A 17033-nucleotide genomic window follows, 5' to 3' on the forward strand; every position below is an offset into this window, starting at 1 on the left:
GATGGGGAGGTTGAATCAGCCCTTCCATGAATGATTATGCAGTATCTTCACCATTTGTTCTTGCTGGCTGGCGAACTGCTTATATCGATGTCCGTTGGCGCCCGAGGGGTGGGGAAATCCCCATAAGCAGCGTTGTTTATCAAGCTCACCTGCGGACACAAGGAGTTGAAGTATACTTTCCACTGTTTTTCCTAAGGGAATAATTAAGGCCCGGCTCAGGATGTTCAGCTCCTCACGCAAGGAAGATAATGCCTGCGCCCTGAGGAATGAATTTGAAAGTAGCTTGGGCTGGGCCCCACTATAATTTTTCTTATCCACGAACACGGGAAAACGCAATAAAGAGCTGGTGTGCAGGATCGTCTGCTGCTGAAATAGTTCTTCACAAGAGGTTAGGTTCAAGTGTTGATGCAGTTTAAGTGTATCTAACATATGAATTAACGTGTTCCGCATGGAGCCTGCGAATCTGGCCGCTTCCTTCGCTGTCCTACATACCTCTTCATCTGACAAACCAGCTTCCAGACTTATGATCGCTTCTTGTATCGCTATGCCCATTTGTGTGAACCCGGGCGTTAACCCTATAATGATCACCTTAGCAGAAGGATTAATGTACTCATTATGGGGGGCATAATACATTTCCACCTTGCCATTACGCTCCATTAGAAGCTTATCCACCTGCAGATCCTGTTTAGTTAGCACTGTACCCTTCGGGAGTGAGAGGATCGCCGATTTATACTGTTGCAGATAGGTAGAGAGGAGCATATCATCTGCCTCACAGGTCTCTATTTGTTATCGAACCACTCACCAGTCGGCCTTCGTACCAGACCGCTTGGCGCTGCGCTCTTCGGGCAACTGCTTCAGCCGAACAGCTGGCATGCAGCAGCACAAAGCTAGCAGTGTCGCCAACCTTTGGCCATACCTGCTCGCCTTTTGGATCAAGGGGTGTTAATCCTCCTGTTATAAATCTGAGGGATTGAGATAATGCCAATTCATCATTGCAGCCGTACAACTCCGCGTAACGCCCTGCCTTCTCCAGTTGATCTCCATTTCCAAAAGGGGACCAGTGATCGGTAAGGCTATCTGTTGCCAGCTTCACTTTTACCCCTTGGCTGTGCAGCATCGGAAGTGGCATCATCATTCTTCCAATAGGCACTGTGGATGCAATAGTCATACCCAGTGATGCCATCCGTTTAGCTACCTCTTCTGCCTCTTGCTGCTGAGCTCCTGCGAACCAGAACGCATGACTGACCGTGACCTTTCCTTGCAAGCCAGCTTCTTCCGTCAGATCAGCTAACCGCGTCAGTGTTTTCTTTCCCGCTTCTTTTCCATCATGTAAATGAATATCAATGCCGGCATTACTCATCACTGCTAATTCCACCATCGTCTGAAGTGACTTCTCGATATCTCCATCCACCGTATAAGGATCTACTCCGCCTACAAAGGTTGCTCCCTCTGCCAGAGATTGTTTTACCAGCTGCACAGAATCCGAGCGCAGCAGGCCATGTTGCGGAAACGCCACAATTTCAGATGAAATTTTACCCGCGAATGCATTTAATGCTTGTACAGTCGCTTCTAATCGTTGCAAGCCGCTGACAGGCTCAATATTGCAATGGCTGCGCACATGTGTGGCACCAAACCCCTGAATAAGCGTCAGGATGCTCTCTGCTTGTTGTCTCGCCATGGGCAGCAGCTTAGGCAATAATACCTTCTCTTCCTCAATCCGTTCGAAAACACTGGACGCAGGCTTTACCGCTCTCCAAGGTCCATCGAAATATGTTTTATCTAAATGGATATGTGCTTCTTCGAAAGAAGGCAGCATCAACAACTCTTTACAGTCATATTTCGGGAGCTGGCTCTGAAGCTCGATGTCTGCTCCAACAACTTCTGAAATCTTATCCCCGTCAATACGGAGATGACAAACCTTCGTATTCGTACCCGCTACTTGCCCATCCTCAATAACATAACCTTGTTCTAATCTTATATTGGTTAACCAGTAAGAAGCATTCAACATGCTACCCCATCCTTTTCTCAACAATTTATATAGGTACGGACCGCTTTACTCTAAATGTTACCATAGCCCTTGCCATATAAAAAATGATTGAGAAATTTCAATAGCTACAGATCAATCTGACCCCGATGTTTGACTCTGGATCTAGCTTCTCTACTATAACTAACTTCCTTGTTCAGCAGTTCATCTATCCGCAGACACTTCAGACCCTTTTTATCCATTTCTTTTAAGACTTCTTCTAATCCAGTGATCATATTCAAGGGCGCTTCTTCATCTGCCCACGGTGTATCTCCGCTGTCGTGTAGAACAATGATTGAGCCTGGTTTTATTTTTTTTATTAAGGCATCCTTTAATTGCTCTGCACTCAGTGACGCTTTCCAATCTCCGACCATGACAGACCACAATACGATTCGATAAGATTCTCTCAGCAAAAAGAAATCCCCTAGATTAAGAAGCCCCCAAGGTGGGCGGTAAAAGATAGGCCGCTCTCCTGTAATTCGCTCAACAATGTCTGCGGTGCGATCTACTTGCTTCCGTCTATTGGTCCAGGGGAACTGGATCCAGTTGGGTGTATGAGTATAATTATGAATGCCGATTTGGTGCCCTTCTCTGTGCATACGCTCGATCAGTTCCGGATATTGCTGCGCCTTTTTGCCCAATACGAAGAAGGTCGCTTTTATGCCATGCTCTTTTAATAGATCTAGAAGTTCAGGTGTATAACAAGGATCCGGACCGTCATCGAACGTAAACGCAATTTCTTTCTCTGCACCTACCTCCGAGTGAACCCCCCATCCCAATATTCGGGTAAGCGCAAAAGGAACGATCATATAAAGAACAATCACATCCACTGCTAAAATTATGAAGGCCCACATTAGGAAGCCGCCTCTGTCTTACGCGGGGCAAACCGCGCTTTCAAGGACTGCTTGCTAAGCACAAGCATCATGGGAGATAACTTCTCTGTGCTGTCCTCTACACGATGTTTCCCTTCCGGATGCAGCATGCGAAGTAAAAAACGAAGGTATATCCCGAACCAGTGCCGCTGCCATTTGGACTTGATGGGGCGCTGCTCAAAACCTATTCCATGAATAATCCCCCGGTGAAGCAGTGTAATCCCGGTTAGCGCGTTTACTTTGCTTAGTTCCGGATTGCTGTCTAGATCACGACTGATCTCCTTCATAGCCTCGCGAAGCATGCGTGCCGTACGAATTCCGGCCCGATCTGCGCCAAGCGTACGTGTCAGCTGCACAATCTGGCGATTGTCCAAATGAAGCTCACCCACCCAATCTCCCGGAAGTATCCGTTGCCCATCTTGGCAGACCAAACTTTCTCCGTGATATTTCAACACTACCAACTTACATATCCCATATCTACACACGGACTGACTACGAAATTTGGTGATGACAGCAAATATGTTCTCCCACATCATCCAAAGGGATTGTGAGAATAATTTTATAAATGGAACTGAGGTTACCATCATTTTTCCTTCTTCCTGTTTAAGTTTATCTTCTAGCAAAATCCTTCACTAAACGCCGCGTATACCTGCCGATCATCTTTACCAGACTGTTTCCGAGATAAGCACCTATCCATAGAGACACTGCACCTAACAACATGAAGAAAAGTGAGATGTTGAATGTTTTATTTTCAATCCCAAATAGCGATATAGAGGACACATCTAATAAATACAGGACAGGTGACAACAAGAGAATAATAGGGGTCAAGTAAAAAAGAGTGGCACAAATGAGACTGACCATGCCGATTCCAAACTGCAACATCAACCCTAAAATCGCTCTCCAGTTATGTTCATCCAGAAACTCTGCCTTAACCCTTTCCCACAAGCTGCCTTCTTCTTGAGATCGGGTTGGGAGCGTGCGAACCGAGATATCCGTATAGACTTTAGTTCGAATTCGCTCATGCTGTAAAAAAGTCTCGGTAGAACGCAAAACATAATAAAGGATCGGGATCCCCACTAAGGTGAAGGACATCGAAACTCCAAAGGTAATGCCCACCAAATAAAAACAAAAGTAAAATAGCCCTGTGGCAAAAGTAATTAATAAGAAACAAAAATTTCTCACATGTTTCCGGATTATTTGATTCATGTTTTTCTCTCCCTCTCTGCAATAAAAAATTGTTCATAACTAAGTAACTCCTATGCTAGTGCTTTTGGTGTAAAATCGACCAGTGCCATAATGTCATATGACAAAAAAAACACCCTACTGCCTACTCCCACAAGGGAAAGCAAACAATAAGGTGCTTATCAATTTCAAATACTTCGGTCAGGATTAATCCGAAATGCTAAAAGCCTTCTCGACTGCCTCCTCACGGTTTCGTACCCCGAGCTTGGCATAGATGGTGGACGCGTAATTTCTCACCGTTCCATCGGACAGATATAGTTTAGCGGCAATAGATTTATAACGCATTCCCTTCGAGAGGCATTCTAAAATCTCCAGCTCACGCGGGGTCAGTCCATATTCATTACTCTTCTCTGTCGGTGGTGCCTCTGAAGCTGGATGCATCTCATAGTGATCAATTAATACATTCGTAATATCGGGTGTAATCATCTTTACGCCCCGATGTACAAGACGTATTCCTTCGAACAGCTCCTGCGGCTCGGTAGACTTTAACAAGTAGCCATCTGCCCCGTTTTGCAGTGCTTCGACTGCCATATCTGCTTCTTGAAAAGTAGTCAGGATCAACACTCGTACCCCTGGCCACTTTTGTTTAATAAGCTTGGTCGCTTCCGCACCGTCCATGCCCGGCATATTTAAGTCCATCAGCACCACGTGAGGTTGTTCCTGCTCGCAGAAGCTTATCGCTTGTTCACCATTCTCAGCTAACCCATTGATCACAAAATCCGGCTCCTGCTCTAGAATAATTCGCAGACTATCCCGGATATAGGGTTGATCATCTACCAGCAATAAACGAATCGTTTCCTCCTGTATCTCTTCAAGCCTTGGTAAACTGCAGGTCACTAAGGTCCCTTCCCCTGGCTTAGAGTAGAAATACACTTGTCCTTGCAAGTTGGAGGCACGCTCCTTCATCGCATTCACACCAAATCCTGCTTTTAAATCTTCAGTGCCTAATCCATTATCCTGCACATCCAGCCGAATCAGCTTCTCTTCATAATGTAAGCTGATGACAATTTCACTGGCTTGACCATGACGTACAGCGTTGGTTATCGACTCCTGCAAACATCTGTATAATGTCATTTGGGCCTGCTTAGATACTGTATACGGCTCTCCGAATGTTCTTAAGCGAATCTTAACCTTGGAGAAGGTCTGGAAATCATCCACTAATTTCTGCAGGGACTGCATTAGCGTCAATGAATCCTCCGAAGAGCCCACATGGTGCAAATATCGCCGAACATCATCCAAGCCATTGCGGGTTAACTTTAACAAGGCATCTATTTTGTGCTCCCCTTCAGAAGTATTCACCTCCGAACGTAAAGTCTCTAGCCCCATAATAATTGAAGTATAAGAATGCCCCACCGTATCATGCAGATCTTTGGATAAACGATCTCGTTCTTCCAGAAGTGTCATACGTTCAACTTGCGAGATGTACTGCTCTAAAACAGCATTTTGCTCCTGAATAATTCTGCCCTGCTTGTGATTCACCACCAGTAAATGAAAAGCGAACCCAAGCGTATACACCAAACCCATGTTAACAATCATCGATACAGCATCCATTTGTTGTGACAATCTAGATAACATAATTGGAATCAAAATGACCGTGATCGGAGCTGTCCAACGATAGGACTTCTGTGCACTATTGCTGGCGATCATAAAAGCGATAGGCAGAAAAGTTACGTACGATTCAGGAAACAAAGCAGCCAAATATAAACAAAGCCCACCCGAAAAAAGGATCTCCGCTATCAGATAATACTTGTAATGCAGCTGCAAACAAAACCAAGGCACAGAAAAAGAGACCACGCCCCAAACAAACGCGATCCAGAAAGGAATCGTAAAATCCTCCGAAAGATAACACATGGTGACCAAAAAAGAAGTAGAAAAACAAATCCGAAACAGGAGGACGAGCCAATCGTACCAGAACCACTGTTTGACCAGATTAAACAAGGCATTTCCCCCTATATACTCTGCTGACTTAATCTTTATTATAGTGTAACCCCTTAAGGGCTCACTAGTTACAAAAAGTCATGAGTTGAGATGACATTTTTACTAATGGTGTAATTAGTGTAATTAATCATTCAATGCCCTCTGAATAAGCAGCTTTTTAAATCAAAACACAGACTGTATGATAGTACATATTATTTGTCCATAAAATTGTAGTAAACCAATTGAACCAATAGGACAGCCAATTCTATAAAGTATGAACACTATCGGAGGAATAATAAACTATGTTAGCCGCACTACTTCATGGCATTGCACTGGCCTTTGGATTAATTCTTCCACTTGGCGCACAAAATGTCTTTGTATTTAACCAAGGGGCCTCGCAGCCACATTTTAAAAAAGCCATTCCCGTTATTGTTACAGCCGCTTTATGCGATACCCTGCTTATTCTATTAGCCGTATTAGGTGTTTCAGTCCTTGTGTTTGCCATCCCCGTTCTGCAGACCGCTTTATTTGCTGTAGGACTTTTATTTCTTTTGTATATGGGATGGTCTATCTGGAAAAGTACACCTACATCGTCAGCGCAAGACGCAACGCCTCTATCCTCCAAAAAACAAATCCTGTTCGCGCTGTCCGTTTCTTTATTAAATCCACATGCGATTTTGGATACTATTGGCGTCATCGGCACTAGCTCACTTAGTTACACAGGCGTAGACAAAGTTGTATTTGCTGGCGCGACTATCCTAGTGTCATGGATTTGGTTCTTTGGGCTGGCTGTAGCCGGAAAAACCGTAGGACAAATCGACTCCAGCGGCAAAATCATGCGGATTATTAATAAGATCTCCGCGATCATTATTTGGATTGTTGCTGCTTATATTGCCTTCAAGCTTTTTTAAGTGGAGGAAAAAGAATGCTGTACACCAATTTGCCGTATAATTATGTCCAATTCACACCATAATGTACTAGAATTTTGACTTACGGCGCAGAATGAGGTACATTACAATTTGGACGAACAATTAACAAACCAAAATACTATAATGTTCGCATTTAGAGGTGTAAATTATGAAAGAAGTATTCGATTATGAAGATATTCAATTAATTCCTGCAAAATGTATCGTAAACAGCCGTTCGGAGTGTGATACATCAGTCACCCTCGGTGGGCATAAATTTAGATTGCCGGTGGTACCTGCCAACATGCAAACCATCATTGATGAGAAGATCGCTATCTCCTTGGCGCAAAATGGCTATTTCTACATTATGCATCGTTTTGAACCGGAGAAACGTACGTCTTTCATCAAAGACATGCACTCCCGTGAATTAATCGCATCCATCAGCGTCGGAGTTAAAGAAGAAGAGTATGATTTCGTCGAACAATTATCCAAAGAACAGCTGGTTCCGGAATTCATTACAATTGATATTGCACACGGCCACTCCGAAGCAGTTATTCGGATGATCAAACATATTAAACAATACCTGCCTGCCAGTTTTGTTATTGCAGGAAATGTAGGAACACCTGAAGGCGTTAGAGAATTAGAAAACGCTGGAGCTGATGCTACTAAAGTTGGGATTGGACCAGGGAAAGTATGTATCACTAAGATCAAAACTGGATTCGGTACAGGCGGCTGGCAGTTAGCTGCACTACGCTTGTGTGCCAAAGCTGCAAGCAAACCAATTATTGCCGATGGAGGTATTCGCACACACGGTGATATTGCTAAATCCGTACGATTTGGCGCTTCAATGGTCATGATTGGTTCACTATTTGCCGGTCATGAGGAATCTCCGGGTGAAACCATTGAAATCGCTGGGAAGCTCTATAAAGAATACTTTGGCTCCGCTTCAGAATACCAAAAAGGTGAAAAGAAGAACGTCGAAGGTAAAAAAATTGCGGTTGAGCATAAAGGGGCTTTAGCAGAAACCCTAAGAGAAATGGAGCAGGATCTTCAATCCTCCATCTCTTATGCAGGAGGCAATAAGTTAGAGGCTATCCGTAATGTGGATTACGTTATCGTTAAGAACTCTATTTTTAATGGAGATAAAGTCTATTAATTGAACAAACAGGTGAGCAGGATGACTTAGGTCATTCTTGCTCATCTTTTTTTATGAGAACGAGTTCTGCCGGTCTACTTTGGGGTAATGGTAAGAATAAACTCCTACTAGATCACAATAGAGAGGATTATCCTTATGCGGCAAGCTATGATTATTATTAACCCCTCCTCCGGCAAAGAAGAAGCCAGCCAATATGTCAGATATGCAACAAGAGTTCTAAGTGATAAAGACTACTCCGTTACGATCAAGGAGACGGCAAAAGAACTAGACGCCACTCGTTATTCCATCGCTGCTTGTGAGGAAGGTTATGATCTGGTGATCTCCATCGGCGGGGATGGCACGCTTCACGAGACCATTAATGGTCTTATCGATCAGGAACACCACCCAAAGTTAGGTGTGGTTCCTTTAGGAACGGCTAATGATTTCGCCCGTGCATTACAAATTCCACTGAATCCCGAAATAGCCATTCAAACCCTTGCCTCCTCAAATTTAAAAACAGTAGATATCGGTCGCTTAAATGACCGCCTGTTCGGCAACGTGGTTGCTGTAGGTTCAATTGCCGGAGCATTATCCTCTGTATCCTCCGAAGATAAAACCAAACTCGGCTCATTGGCATACTTGAAAGAAGGTCTTAAACAACTTACAAGCCCTACAGCCCACCCCCTTGTCATTGACCATGATGAACAAATATGGCAAGGAGACTCCTTACTCTTTCTCGCCGTATTAACCAACTCAGTCGGCGGGTTCGAGAATCTAATACCGGATGCTGCGGTTGACGACGGTCTGCTTCATTGTTTTATTATTTTGGACCTCAGTATATTCAATACCATTACAGCCAGTATATCTTTACTGCTGGGTACCCTTAAGGATCATAAAGACGTTGTCTATTTCACAGCCCACAATGTAAGTGTAAGCTCTCCAGAAACCGTAAGAACCAATGTAGATGGCGAAGAAGGTCCAACTTTGCCTATTACGCTAAGTGTTCTCCCTCGTCATATCCAAGTCATTGTGCCAGAAGTGGACTAACAAACAAAAAGCAGTCCGGAACTCAAAAAGTTCCAGACTGCCCTTAATTTATGGATGCCCCGATCCATATCTTCCTACTAATCCAATGACTAAGAAGTTATTTCTATTCCACTACAATAAATTTTTTGCCTAATAACCACATTCCGCCGCTAATCCCTAAGAAATAAATAGGCATCGTCAGTAATGAACCATTATGAAGAGCGCTCATTCCCCACGTCGCCAAGCTAACAAGCAAATAATAGCCCAAGCTGAATATCGCACCTGCTGTTCCTACAACATCCTGAAATTGAACAAGAGCAAGACTTAGACAATTAGGTAAAGCAATCCCTGCACCCATTAATAGGACAAACAGCGTTATTAGAATACATACGATCACTATCATATCCGGCAGCGAGTCAAGACTGCTTGCGATTGTTAATAGCAAGGCTCCGCTCGCCATTACTAGACAGCCGATATGGATTATTTTTTCTGGGGCATAGAGGGTTAATAATCTTTTGGAGATCATTGCGCCTACAATCGACGCCAAAGCCACAATAATGCCGAGAAAACCATAGACTCCTGGTGAAATCTGAAAGTGTTCAATAAATATAAAAGGAGCTTCAGCATAATAGCTGAACAAGATTCCGTTAATGCCTCCAATTAGTAATCCAAACACCAATACACGTGGCAATGCGAGCATTTTTTTGACTATAGGCAGAATAGCCACCTTTTTTCTCATGGAAACATCAGTGGTTTCTGGCAGCTTCCAAAAAGCATACATAAATAACAACACACTCATCATTACTAATGTAAAGAAAACCGCTCGAAAACCAAAAGCTTGATCCACCCATCCGCCAATTAACGGACCTACTGCGGGAGTAAAAGCAATGACCGCCGAGATTTGGGCAAACATAACATGCCGTTTATTCCCGGAGACACTCTCACGAAGAATGGTTTGGGTAATAATCGAACCTGTTGCTGCTCCAAACGCTTGTATAAACCGGCTGACTAACAGCAGATGAATGGATTCTGAGTAAAAACACATCAAGCTTCCCATACCGTATACAAGAAGTCCAGCCAGCATGGAAGATCTCCGCCCGATGAAGTCAGACAACCAACCCCAGCTAAAAACTCCTAAAGCAAATCCAATAAAATATATACTTAACGTTAACTGTACAGAACTATTGGTGGCCCCAAGTGCTACTGCGATATCCGGTAAAGATGGAGTGTAAATCGTCTCACTAATTTGCGGAAAAGCCACAAGAACAATCATTAAAAGTAACGATGGTGCTGCATATTTTTTCATCTTATTTTCGCCCTCCTACAAGCTTATATCCTCGAACAACTACAAGAATATGAGCCTAGCTAGGGAAATGGGGGCATCATTATGGCAAGACGACTATAGATCATCATGTTAGAAAATCACCTTTCATTGTTATGCTTTCATTTTTTTATAGGAGGGCTTACCCGAAAGATATCGGGCAAAGATTTGAGTTTCAATTATTCAACCAAAACATCATTATACACGGTAATAGAAAAGCTCTCAAACGAATCGCTTCGCCTGAGAGCTTATTTAGGTTAGGAATTTTGTTCTGATAATCCATGTATAGTTACGCCAACAGCGCTGGATTTCTTTTTGTCCTGAGAAGCATGTAGCTTTACCATCACAAATCTTGCAAACGGCTGTATCAATATACTTTCAGCGAACAGTGCAATTAGGAAATTTCTTGGCCAATTGGCTAAGAAGTGATTAAACGTTTGAGAACTCAACCCGTTTCCGATAATGTCTCCAATAAACGTCATACAAAATGACATTCCTAGTACGGTGAATAAGATACGGAATAGGATTTTGGCGTTGAAGCTATCTGTAGGTTGTGTGAATATAGCTGTCAGCTTTTCGGCAATACGGCCAATAACAACAGGCTCAATAATCATGACAATTACCCAAATGATCGGAAACACCTTAAGAATCGTTAAGGCAACCTCACCATTAAATTCTCCAACCCCTAAAATGATATTTATTGAGGACATAAACAGTACCGTCAGTGTAGAAATGATTGCACCATATAATGCCCCCTCCTTAGCGTTTCTTGGTAATCTTGCTTCTTGATTCATGATGTTCTTCCTTTCAATATTGTCGGTAATAGTTTGGCGATAGTTTTTAAGGGAGTTGTAGATTTTTGCGTTAGGCACAACATCATCGCGCCTTCGATCGAAGCCGTCATCCACAATGCCATCTCGGAGGCTGATTCCTGCGAATAACCTTCAGTTACAAGCTTATCGCAGTAAATTCGTTCCATGTTCTCATAGAGCAAGCTACATGCCTGGCGAACAGGTTCACTCACCGTAGCCATTTCACTGACAATACTGCTAAAGGTATATCCGGTAATCGTGCCCTCGGTTTCTAAGTTGTGAATCAACTTGTCGATCATGGATTGTATAGCTTCTAACGTCGATGGATGCTTTTTAAAAATATCCTCAATATCTATCGTAATTGCTTCATTTAAGCCCTTTAAACAAGCAATTAATAGTTCTTCTTTTCCATTTGGAAAATGATGATAAAGCGCTCCTTTGGTCACATTACAGGCTTTTAAAATTTCATTCACGCCTACATTTTTATATCCTTTTTGCTGAAAAAGAAGTGTCGCCGTCTCAATCATTAGCGATTTTGTATCCACAGTAACGTACTCCCCCTAACATACCAACCGGTCTGTTTGTTATTATAGCAATATAAAAATGATTAATGTAAGTCTTTTTTTGCTTTTTTTCAAAAAATATTTCATTATTTTCATTTATAACTGAAAACAGGATATGATCTAGTAAGTCTAGAAGTTAATGTGGAGTTCAAAACATAATTGTCGTTATGAATACAAAAGAATAGGGTGTATATATGAAAAAAAACGCCTTAGTAATTATGCTGATAAGCTTGATTACTTTAATCTTTATCGCAGCTTGTAATGGTAATCAGAAAAAAGATGACTTTTTGACGCCATACCTTACTCAAGAAAATAAATCTTTTTCAATCCTAATTTTATCGGAGAACGATCGTTTTTTTGAGCAAACTAAAGAGCTTGAGGATATTTACAAGGAAAATATGACTTGTATCAGCAAAGCAGGTGTTATCAAAAAAGATTCGAAAGAGGGCGACCGCTTAAAAGAGGATTTGAAGATCAACACTTACCCTTCATATATCCTATTGGACAATAAAAAAGTGCTGCTTATAAGCGAAAATATTGAGCAGTTTAAAACAGAGTCAAAACAAATCATAGAAGAAATTCTCAACAAATAATGCATAGATATTTAAGTGCCTACAGCAAAAAGGGCTCAGTTTCCTGAGCCCGCAAATACTTACCCTACTATGTTTTTATGTCTGAAGAATTGTCCCAACACTCCACGTTTTCCAGACCCTCTATGCTATCTTTATAAAAGACAGGGTCCTTCCCTGCCCGCTTCTGGCGCTTATAATCCTGCAAGGCGGCAAAGGCCACTTTAGATAACAAAAGGATAGCGATCAAATTCACGATGACCATGAAGCCCATAAATAAATCAGCCAAGTCCCATACCAATTGAACCTTAGCTACGGAGCCAAAAATAATCATCGCCAAGACGCTGTATCTATAGAATAGTAATACTTTTTTATTGGAGTTCAAGAATTCTATATTGGTCTCACCATAATAATAATTTCCGATTAACGTACTGAAAGCAAACAACAAAATCATGATCGCTAGGGATCCAGAAGCCCACGAACCAATATGTTCGCTTAATGCCGCTTGTGTCAGCTTAATTCCATCCAGCCCTGGCTGTTTATACGCATCGGATAACAAGATAATAAAAGCAGTACTCGAACAAATAAGTAACGTGTCTGTAAGTACACCCAGCGCTTGCATCAGCCCTTGTTTCACCGGATGACTAGTTGTTGCAGTTGCCGCAGCATTCGGAGCACTACCCATTCCCGCTTCATTGGAGAATAGTCCCCGTTTCACCCCTTGCAGAATGACTGCCCCAAAAGATCCCCCTGCGATTTGTTCAAATCCAAAAGCACTTTTCACAATAAGCGCCAGAATCGCCGGTATTTCCGTAATATTAATTAACATAATAATAACAGCAGCCCCAATATAGACCCCTGCCATTACCACTACAATATATTCGGACATTCTAGCAATACGTTTAACCCCACCAAAGATAACAGCCGCAAAAGCAGCAGCAACTACAAGCCCAAGAATCACCCGATTAGTGCCAAATGAATTCTCAAAGGCCACTGTAATCGTATTGGATTGAACTGCATTAAATACAAGACCAAAGGATAACGTGATCAAAACCGCAAATACCGCGCCCATCCAACGTTTTTTCAGGCCTTGCTCCATATAATAGGCGGGACCCCCACGAAATCCAGTCTTGTCCTTCACTTTATACACCTGTGCCAGAGTACTTTCAATAAATCCAGACGCTGATCCAATAATAGCTATGACCCACATCCAAAAAACAGCCCCTGGTCCACCTATTGCGATAGCAATTGCGATCCCTGTAATATTCCCTGTCCCAACCCTTGCTGCCATACTGATACAGAAAGCCTGAAACGACGAAATGGAATCTTTTGACCTTTCATTGGACTCTTTAAGGACCCTAAACATTTCTTTAAACATGCCAAACTGAACAAACTTCGATCGAATGGTGAAATAAATTCCACAAACAATAAGCAGAACCACCAAAATTTTCGACCAAAGAAAGTCATTTGTTGTACTAATCATACTGTCTAACATTTGTTGCATGTAAATCCGCCTCTCCATTGTGTCGATACCCAGTTGCTGAACCTTAAGTTACATAGTATTTTCAAATATAACAGCCCTTATTTCAAAAGCCAACAAAAAAAATTAGCCAGCAACACCCATACCTTACACCGGTGTGAGAGCTATTTCCCCATCTTCATCTGAGCTCACAAGCTCCTTTAGATTAATCTAGGTATTATAAAAAAATGAAAAAGCATCCGGTGGAAGAAATGTATGACAACAATGTATGCGCGTATTTATATCGTGGAGAACATTTGGTTTGATTTGATTTCAGGACGAACGAGGAACGAAGCTATAACATCAGCAGCACAACTAGTGCCCTTATTAGCCGCAAAAGATATTGAAGAAATGGCTGTCCTCTATCATGAGCTAGCCAGCAAAAATAAAATCGTTCTGGCTAGTCAAATAGATAAGGATCCCACCGTTGTTTTGGACCATCCAACTATGGGATCGCTTGAGACATCCATTCCCCGGGTTATCTCGAATAATCATAGGCAGATATTTTCGAGGTATTAATTAGCCACAGCTTTAAAATATTGGTAAACCTGATTTAACTTCTTATCATGTTTCCCTTTCGGACTCTCCATATTCCCAAACTCGAAAAACTTCACTTTCTTGATGCCACAAAATTGAAATAATGCTTTTCTCATCAGCACTTTATGGGAATTATTCAGCCAATATAAAGGATAAAGGGTCGGCCCCTTCATGCTGGAAATGCAAACCACAGACTTTCCTTTCAGCAGCCCTTCGGGGATGAGGCCACCCTTTTCTCTGTAAGCGAAATTAGAAGCAAACATTTGGTCAATATAACCGAGCAACATCGCGGGAGGACGTCCCCACCAGATTGGATACACAAACACAATTTTATCGGCCTGACGAATCTGCTCCCGATACTTCTCGAGCTTGGGATCGATATGCATGTCTCTTCTACGTTTATTCTCATTAAAGACCAGCACAGGATCAAATTGCTCTTCGTAAAGATCAAGGACCTCTATCTTCGTGATCTTTTGATTCTCATTACTTCCCTGAATGACTTTATTGAAAAAAGCATAACTTAAACTTTTATGATTCGGATGTGTATAGATGACTAAAACGTTCATTGCTCCACCTCTTTAATTATCATTTGATAACAAAATGGTATCACAACCGTTATTTAGTTGTCAAATGATAATTGTATTATGATAATTATTTTGTTAAGGTTTACAATAAGAGGTGATCCTTATGGACAAACAAGCGTTTTTTCAGAAAATTGTTACCTTTACGACAGCAGTCCATGAAGTAACATTTGACTTTACCAAAGATGTTAGACCGGAAGGCATTACGCCCGTTCAATATAGTATTCTGGAATATATTGCGGTTAGCCAGCCTGTTACCCTCAGCCAAATCAGCGATTGTAAGAATATCTCTATGCCGAATACCAGCCGTGAGCTGAAGAAATTAACAGAAAAAAACCTGTGTGAGAAGCTTGATGTCGCCGAGGACCGGCGTAAGCAAATGATTCGGCTGTCTGATGCTGGACAAGCGATGATGAACGAAGCTTTTGAACGGATCGGTGAACGTTTTCTGAACCGGATTAAAGAGGTTCCCCCAGAGGAATTAGCCGAGATTAACCATGCCCTCGATATCCTGCAATCTAAGGTGTTTAACACCCAGCAATGATCCGAGAAAAAGACAGCAGAGCAGCGGTTCCCCATTAATGGGAGCACCGCTGCTCTGTGTTTTGGGTCGATGATTAGCTGACTCAAGACCGATTATTGGCTAGTTAAAGCCTAACGAAATCGAATCAGCCTCACCTTCAGCTAAATCACCGAATCGTATTCGTCCACTGAGGCTTTCGGACCCAGATGACGTTATTGGCATGTTTTTAGCCTTTTGTGCGTAGTTTCGGACTCCAGCGACGCTATTCCTATGAATCGAGTTCATATTGGGTGTTTTTTATGCCAATAGCTGCTATGCGGTCCGTTGGCATTCCAAATATGCGAAAAAGCTACATTTAAGGTCAGCTGAGTCCGAAAGACGCTTCCCTAATAATCACCTAATAGAAATAGGCACTCCTCTTAAGGAATGCCTTGATTTGATTATAAGTATTCTTAGCCAGCGAAATAGACTATTTCACCAGTCCGCTGATAAAGGTCTCAAAATTGTCAGCCAAACGTGTGATTTTGTATTTGTTATCCCGATCTACATGAATAACCTCAGGTTCGCCATCATTCCCGAACTCGCGGTAATCCAGCATCACCACTTCATTCTCAGAAGGACAATCACAGATCACCACACCAACTTCAGGATAACGTCCATTTTCAATCACAGTCCGGCTTCCTGAAGCTCCACACAGCGACTTATTCTTATCTCGTCCAATTCCGAGGATACCAGAAATCGTAATAAATTCTCCTGTTCCCGGAATCGGATAACGATTGTTATGAGGAATTCCCCCATTATGTAACTTCATCATATCCACATAGGAAGCAGGCAGCTTAAAGACCAGCTCTTCTTGTACTGAAGTAATCAATGCATCTGAAGGCGGGTCAGAAATATATTCTGAGAACGCATACTCGCTGTCATCCCAGAAATTAGTGGTATCCAACGCTATTACAGGCTTCTTAGCAGGTTTGTTTACAGGCTTTTTCGCAGCTTTTTTAGCCAATTTACGTTTGATCCAGCCCAGAAACTCCAATGTGTCTTCATCATCAGGTTCCAGCTGATCGGCAATCGTAAACGCTTTTAAAGCTTCGTCATATCTTTTCAGATAATAATAAGAAACCCCGATACGGTAATGCCAGAGCGGGTCACCTTCACCCTCATCTTCAATGCTCAAATACTGCTCTAAAGCCTCTTCATATTGCCCGAGATTATTAAGCGCCCTGCCCAAATGACTAGTTAGAACATAATCTCTTTCCTCTTCAGGAATTTCCGTGATTGCATCCACGATTTCTTGAAATTCATCTTCCTCATGCCATTCATCCAATTTTGCCAATAACTCATCACTCATCATTAATACCTCCTATTAACGATCACTCAAAATACCTATTAGAAATTATACCATTTCTAACCTATGCCCAGCCAATAACGCATGTCCTAGCCCTATCAATCAAAAAGCAACTTCCCTTTTTGCTGTGAAAAACAGAC

18 protein-coding genes are annotated in these 17033 nt (G+C 42.2%); 6 read left to right on the top strand and 12 right to left on the bottom strand.

From position 1 onward, the window contains the following. Positions 1 to 15 precede the first annotated feature (15 nt). From MHI15_RS13215 to MHI15_RS13240, 6 genes are all read right to left on the bottom strand, one after another. A complete protein-coding gene (locus MHI15_RS13215; protein ID WP_254848693.1) occupies positions 16 to 696 on the bottom strand; it encodes a uracil-DNA glycosylase family protein in 681 nt (226 codons plus the stop codon). 73 nt (positions 697 to 769) lie between these two features. Beyond that, a complete protein-coding gene (locus MHI15_RS13220) occupies positions 770 to 2008 on the bottom strand; it encodes an amidohydrolase (protein ID WP_076191571.1) in 1239 nt (412 codons plus the stop codon). Between the two features lie 104 nt (positions 2009 to 2112). Continuing rightward, positions 2113 to 2877, bottom strand: coding sequence for a polysaccharide deacetylase family protein (locus tag MHI15_RS13225; protein WP_076124183.1), 765 nt, complete (start codon positions 2875 to 2877; stop codon positions 2113 to 2115). Then, complete coding sequence (locus tag MHI15_RS13230; RefSeq protein WP_254848692.1) at positions 2877 to 3482, bottom strand: YkoP family protein; 606 nt, start codon at positions 3480 to 3482, stop codon at positions 2877 to 2879. The genes MHI15_RS13225 and MHI15_RS13230 overlap by 1 nt, the downstream gene beginning before the upstream one ends. A gap of 22 nt (positions 3483 to 3504) precedes the next feature. Beyond that, on the bottom strand, positions 3505 to 4101 hold the full coding sequence (locus tag MHI15_RS13235; RefSeq protein WP_076124185.1) for a sensor domain-containing protein: 597 nt from the start codon (positions 4099 to 4101) through the stop codon (positions 3505 to 3507). 183 nt (positions 4102 to 4284) lie between these two features. Further along, on the bottom strand, positions 4285 to 6075 hold the full coding sequence (locus MHI15_RS13240) for a helix-turn-helix transcriptional regulator (RefSeq protein ID WP_076124187.1): 1791 nt from the start codon (positions 6073 to 6075) through the stop codon (positions 4285 to 4287). A 281-nt stretch (positions 6076 to 6356) separates the two neighbouring features. On the opposite strand from MHI15_RS13240, the gene MHI15_RS13245 reads away from it, so the two are divergent. From MHI15_RS13245 to MHI15_RS13255, 3 genes are all read left to right on the top strand, one after another. Beyond that, the gene (locus MHI15_RS13245; RefSeq protein WP_076124191.1) at positions 6357 to 6965 is read left to right on the top strand and encodes a LysE/ArgO family amino acid transporter; all 609 of its coding nucleotides are present in this window, start codon (positions 6357 to 6359) and stop codon (positions 6963 to 6965) included. A gap of 166 nt (positions 6966 to 7131) precedes the next feature. Beyond that, positions 7132 to 8115: a GMP reductase gene (guaC, locus tag MHI15_RS13250; protein WP_036682307.1), complete on the top strand. Its 984-nt coding sequence runs from the start codon at positions 7132 to 7134 to the stop codon at positions 8113 to 8115. A gap of 135 nt (positions 8116 to 8250) precedes the next feature. Next, positions 8251 to 9141, top strand: coding sequence for a diacylglycerol/lipid kinase family protein (locus MHI15_RS13255; protein WP_076124193.1), 891 nt, complete (start codon positions 8251 to 8253; stop codon positions 9139 to 9141). A 103-nt stretch (positions 9142 to 9244) separates the two neighbouring features. Here MHI15_RS13255 and MHI15_RS13260 read toward each other — a convergent pair whose 3' ends face one another. The 3 genes from MHI15_RS13260 to MHI15_RS13270 all read right to left on the bottom strand — a co-directional run bounded on the left by MHI15_RS13260 (position 9245) and on the right by MHI15_RS13270 (position 11798). Beyond that, positions 9245 to 10426, bottom strand: a complete 1182-nt coding sequence (locus MHI15_RS13260) for a multidrug effflux MFS transporter (RefSeq protein WP_076124195.1) — start codon at positions 10424 to 10426, stop codon at positions 9245 to 9247. Between the two features lie 272 nt (positions 10427 to 10698). After that, positions 10699 to 11235 carry a DUF2798 domain-containing protein gene (locus tag MHI15_RS13265; RefSeq protein ID WP_076124197.1) on the bottom strand — a complete coding sequence of 179 codons (537 nt, stop codon included), beginning with the start codon at positions 11233 to 11235 and terminating at the stop codon, positions 10699 to 10701. Further along, positions 11232 to 11798 carry a TetR/AcrR family transcriptional regulator gene (locus tag MHI15_RS13270; RefSeq protein WP_076124199.1) on the bottom strand — a complete coding sequence of 189 codons (567 nt, stop codon included), beginning with the start codon at positions 11796 to 11798 and terminating at the stop codon, positions 11232 to 11234. Before MHI15_RS13270 ends, MHI15_RS13265 begins: the two co-directional genes overlap by 4 nt. A 212-nt stretch (positions 11799 to 12010) precedes the next feature. On the opposite strand from MHI15_RS13270, the gene MHI15_RS13275 reads away from it, so the two are divergent. Next, positions 12011 to 12409, top strand: coding sequence for a hypothetical protein (locus MHI15_RS13275; protein ID WP_076124201.1), 399 nt, complete (start codon positions 12011 to 12013; stop codon positions 12407 to 12409). 67 nt (positions 12410 to 12476) lie between these two features. On the opposite strand, the gene MHI15_RS13280 is transcribed toward MHI15_RS13275, so the two are convergent. Beyond that, on the bottom strand, positions 12477 to 13889 hold the full coding sequence (locus MHI15_RS13280) for an alanine/glycine:cation symporter family protein (RefSeq protein WP_340921294.1): 1413 nt from the start codon (positions 13887 to 13889) through the stop codon (positions 12477 to 12479). Between the two features lie 231 nt (positions 13890 to 14120). Between MHI15_RS13280 and MHI15_RS13285 the strand changes: the two genes are divergently transcribed. Continuing rightward, entirely contained in the window at positions 14121 to 14423 is a 303-nt protein-coding gene (locus MHI15_RS13285; protein ID WP_076124203.1) for a hypothetical protein, read from the top strand. Here the strand turns inward: MHI15_RS13285 and MHI15_RS13290 are convergent. After that, positions 14420 to 15007: an NAD(P)H-dependent oxidoreductase gene (locus MHI15_RS13290; RefSeq protein WP_076124205.1), complete on the bottom strand. Its 588-nt coding sequence runs from the start codon at positions 15005 to 15007 to the stop codon at positions 14420 to 14422. The two genes, MHI15_RS13285 and MHI15_RS13290, sit on opposite strands and share 4 nt — an antisense overlap. 121 nt (positions 15008 to 15128) lie before the next feature. Here MHI15_RS13290 and MHI15_RS13295 point away from each other — a divergent pair, with 121 nt between their 5' ends. Next, positions 15129 to 15566: a MarR family winged helix-turn-helix transcriptional regulator gene (locus MHI15_RS13295; RefSeq protein ID WP_076124207.1), complete on the top strand. Its 438-nt coding sequence runs from the start codon at positions 15129 to 15131 to the stop codon at positions 15564 to 15566. Between the two features lie 448 nt (positions 15567 to 16014). Here MHI15_RS13295 and MHI15_RS13300 read toward each other — a convergent pair whose 3' ends face one another. Continuing rightward, positions 16015 to 16896: an SMI1/KNR4 family protein gene (locus tag MHI15_RS13300; protein WP_076124209.1), complete on the bottom strand. Its 882-nt coding sequence runs from the start codon at positions 16894 to 16896 to the stop codon at positions 16015 to 16017. Between the last annotated feature and the right edge of the window lie 137 nt (positions 16897 to 17033).

The organism is Paenibacillus sp. FSL H7-0918 (genome assembly GCF_038007025.1).
GTDB classification, from domain to species: Bacteria; Bacillota; Bacilli; order Paenibacillales; family Paenibacillaceae; genus Paenibacillus_AQ; species Paenibacillus_AQ odorifer.

Bases quoted from the DNA above. Each gene is read 5' to 3' on its own strand.
- MHI15_RS13290 (WP_076124205.1), bottom strand. From the start codon at position 15,007: ATGAACGTTTTAGTCATCTATACACATCCGAATCATAAAAGTTTAAGT.
- MHI15_RS13255 (WP_076124193.1), top strand. From the start codon at position 8,251: ATGCGGCAAGCTATGATTATTATTAACCCCTCCTCCGGCAAAGAAGAA.
- MHI15_RS13220 (WP_076191571.1), bottom strand. From the start codon at position 2,008: ATGTTGAATGCTTCTTACTGGTTAACCAATATAAGATTAGAACAAGGT.
- MHI15_RS13275 (WP_076124201.1), top strand. From the start codon at position 12,011: ATGAAAAAAAACGCCTTAGTAATTATGCTGATAAGCTTGATTACTTTA.
- MHI15_RS13285 (WP_076124203.1), top strand. From the start codon at position 14,121: ATGACAACAATGTATGCGCGTATTTATATCGTGGAGAACATTTGGTTT.
- MHI15_RS13280 (WP_340921294.1), bottom strand. From the start codon at position 13,889: ATGCAACAAATGTTAGACAGTATGATTAGTACAACAAATGACTTTCTT.
- MHI15_RS13225 (WP_076124183.1), bottom strand. From the start codon at position 2,877: ATGTGGGCCTTCATAATTTTAGCAGTGGATGTGATTGTTCTTTATATG.
- MHI15_RS13300 (WP_076124209.1), bottom strand. From the start codon at position 16,896: ATGAGTGATGAGTTATTGGCAAAATTGGATGAATGGCATGAGGAAGAT.
- MHI15_RS13295 (WP_076124207.1), top strand. From the start codon at position 15,129: ATGGACAAACAAGCGTTTTTTCAGAAAATTGTTACCTTTACGACAGCA.
- MHI15_RS13235 (WP_076124185.1), bottom strand. From the start codon at position 4,101: ATGAATCAAATAATCCGGAAACATGTGAGAAATTTTTGTTTCTTATTA.
- MHI15_RS13265 (WP_076124197.1), bottom strand. From the start codon at position 11,235: ATGAATCAAGAAGCAAGATTACCAAGAAACGCTAAGGAGGGGGCATTA.
- guaC (WP_036682307.1), top strand. From the start codon at position 7,132: ATGAAAGAAGTATTCGATTATGAAGATATTCAATTAATTCCTGCAAAA.
- MHI15_RS13245 (WP_076124191.1), top strand. From the start codon at position 6,357: ATGTTAGCCGCACTACTTCATGGCATTGCACTGGCCTTTGGATTAATT.
- MHI15_RS13230 (WP_254848692.1), bottom strand. From the start codon at position 3,482: ATGATGGTAACCTCAGTTCCATTTATAAAATTATTCTCACAATCCCTT.
- MHI15_RS13260 (WP_076124195.1), bottom strand. From the start codon at position 10,426: ATGAAAAAATATGCAGCACCATCGTTACTTTTAATGATTGTTCTTGTG.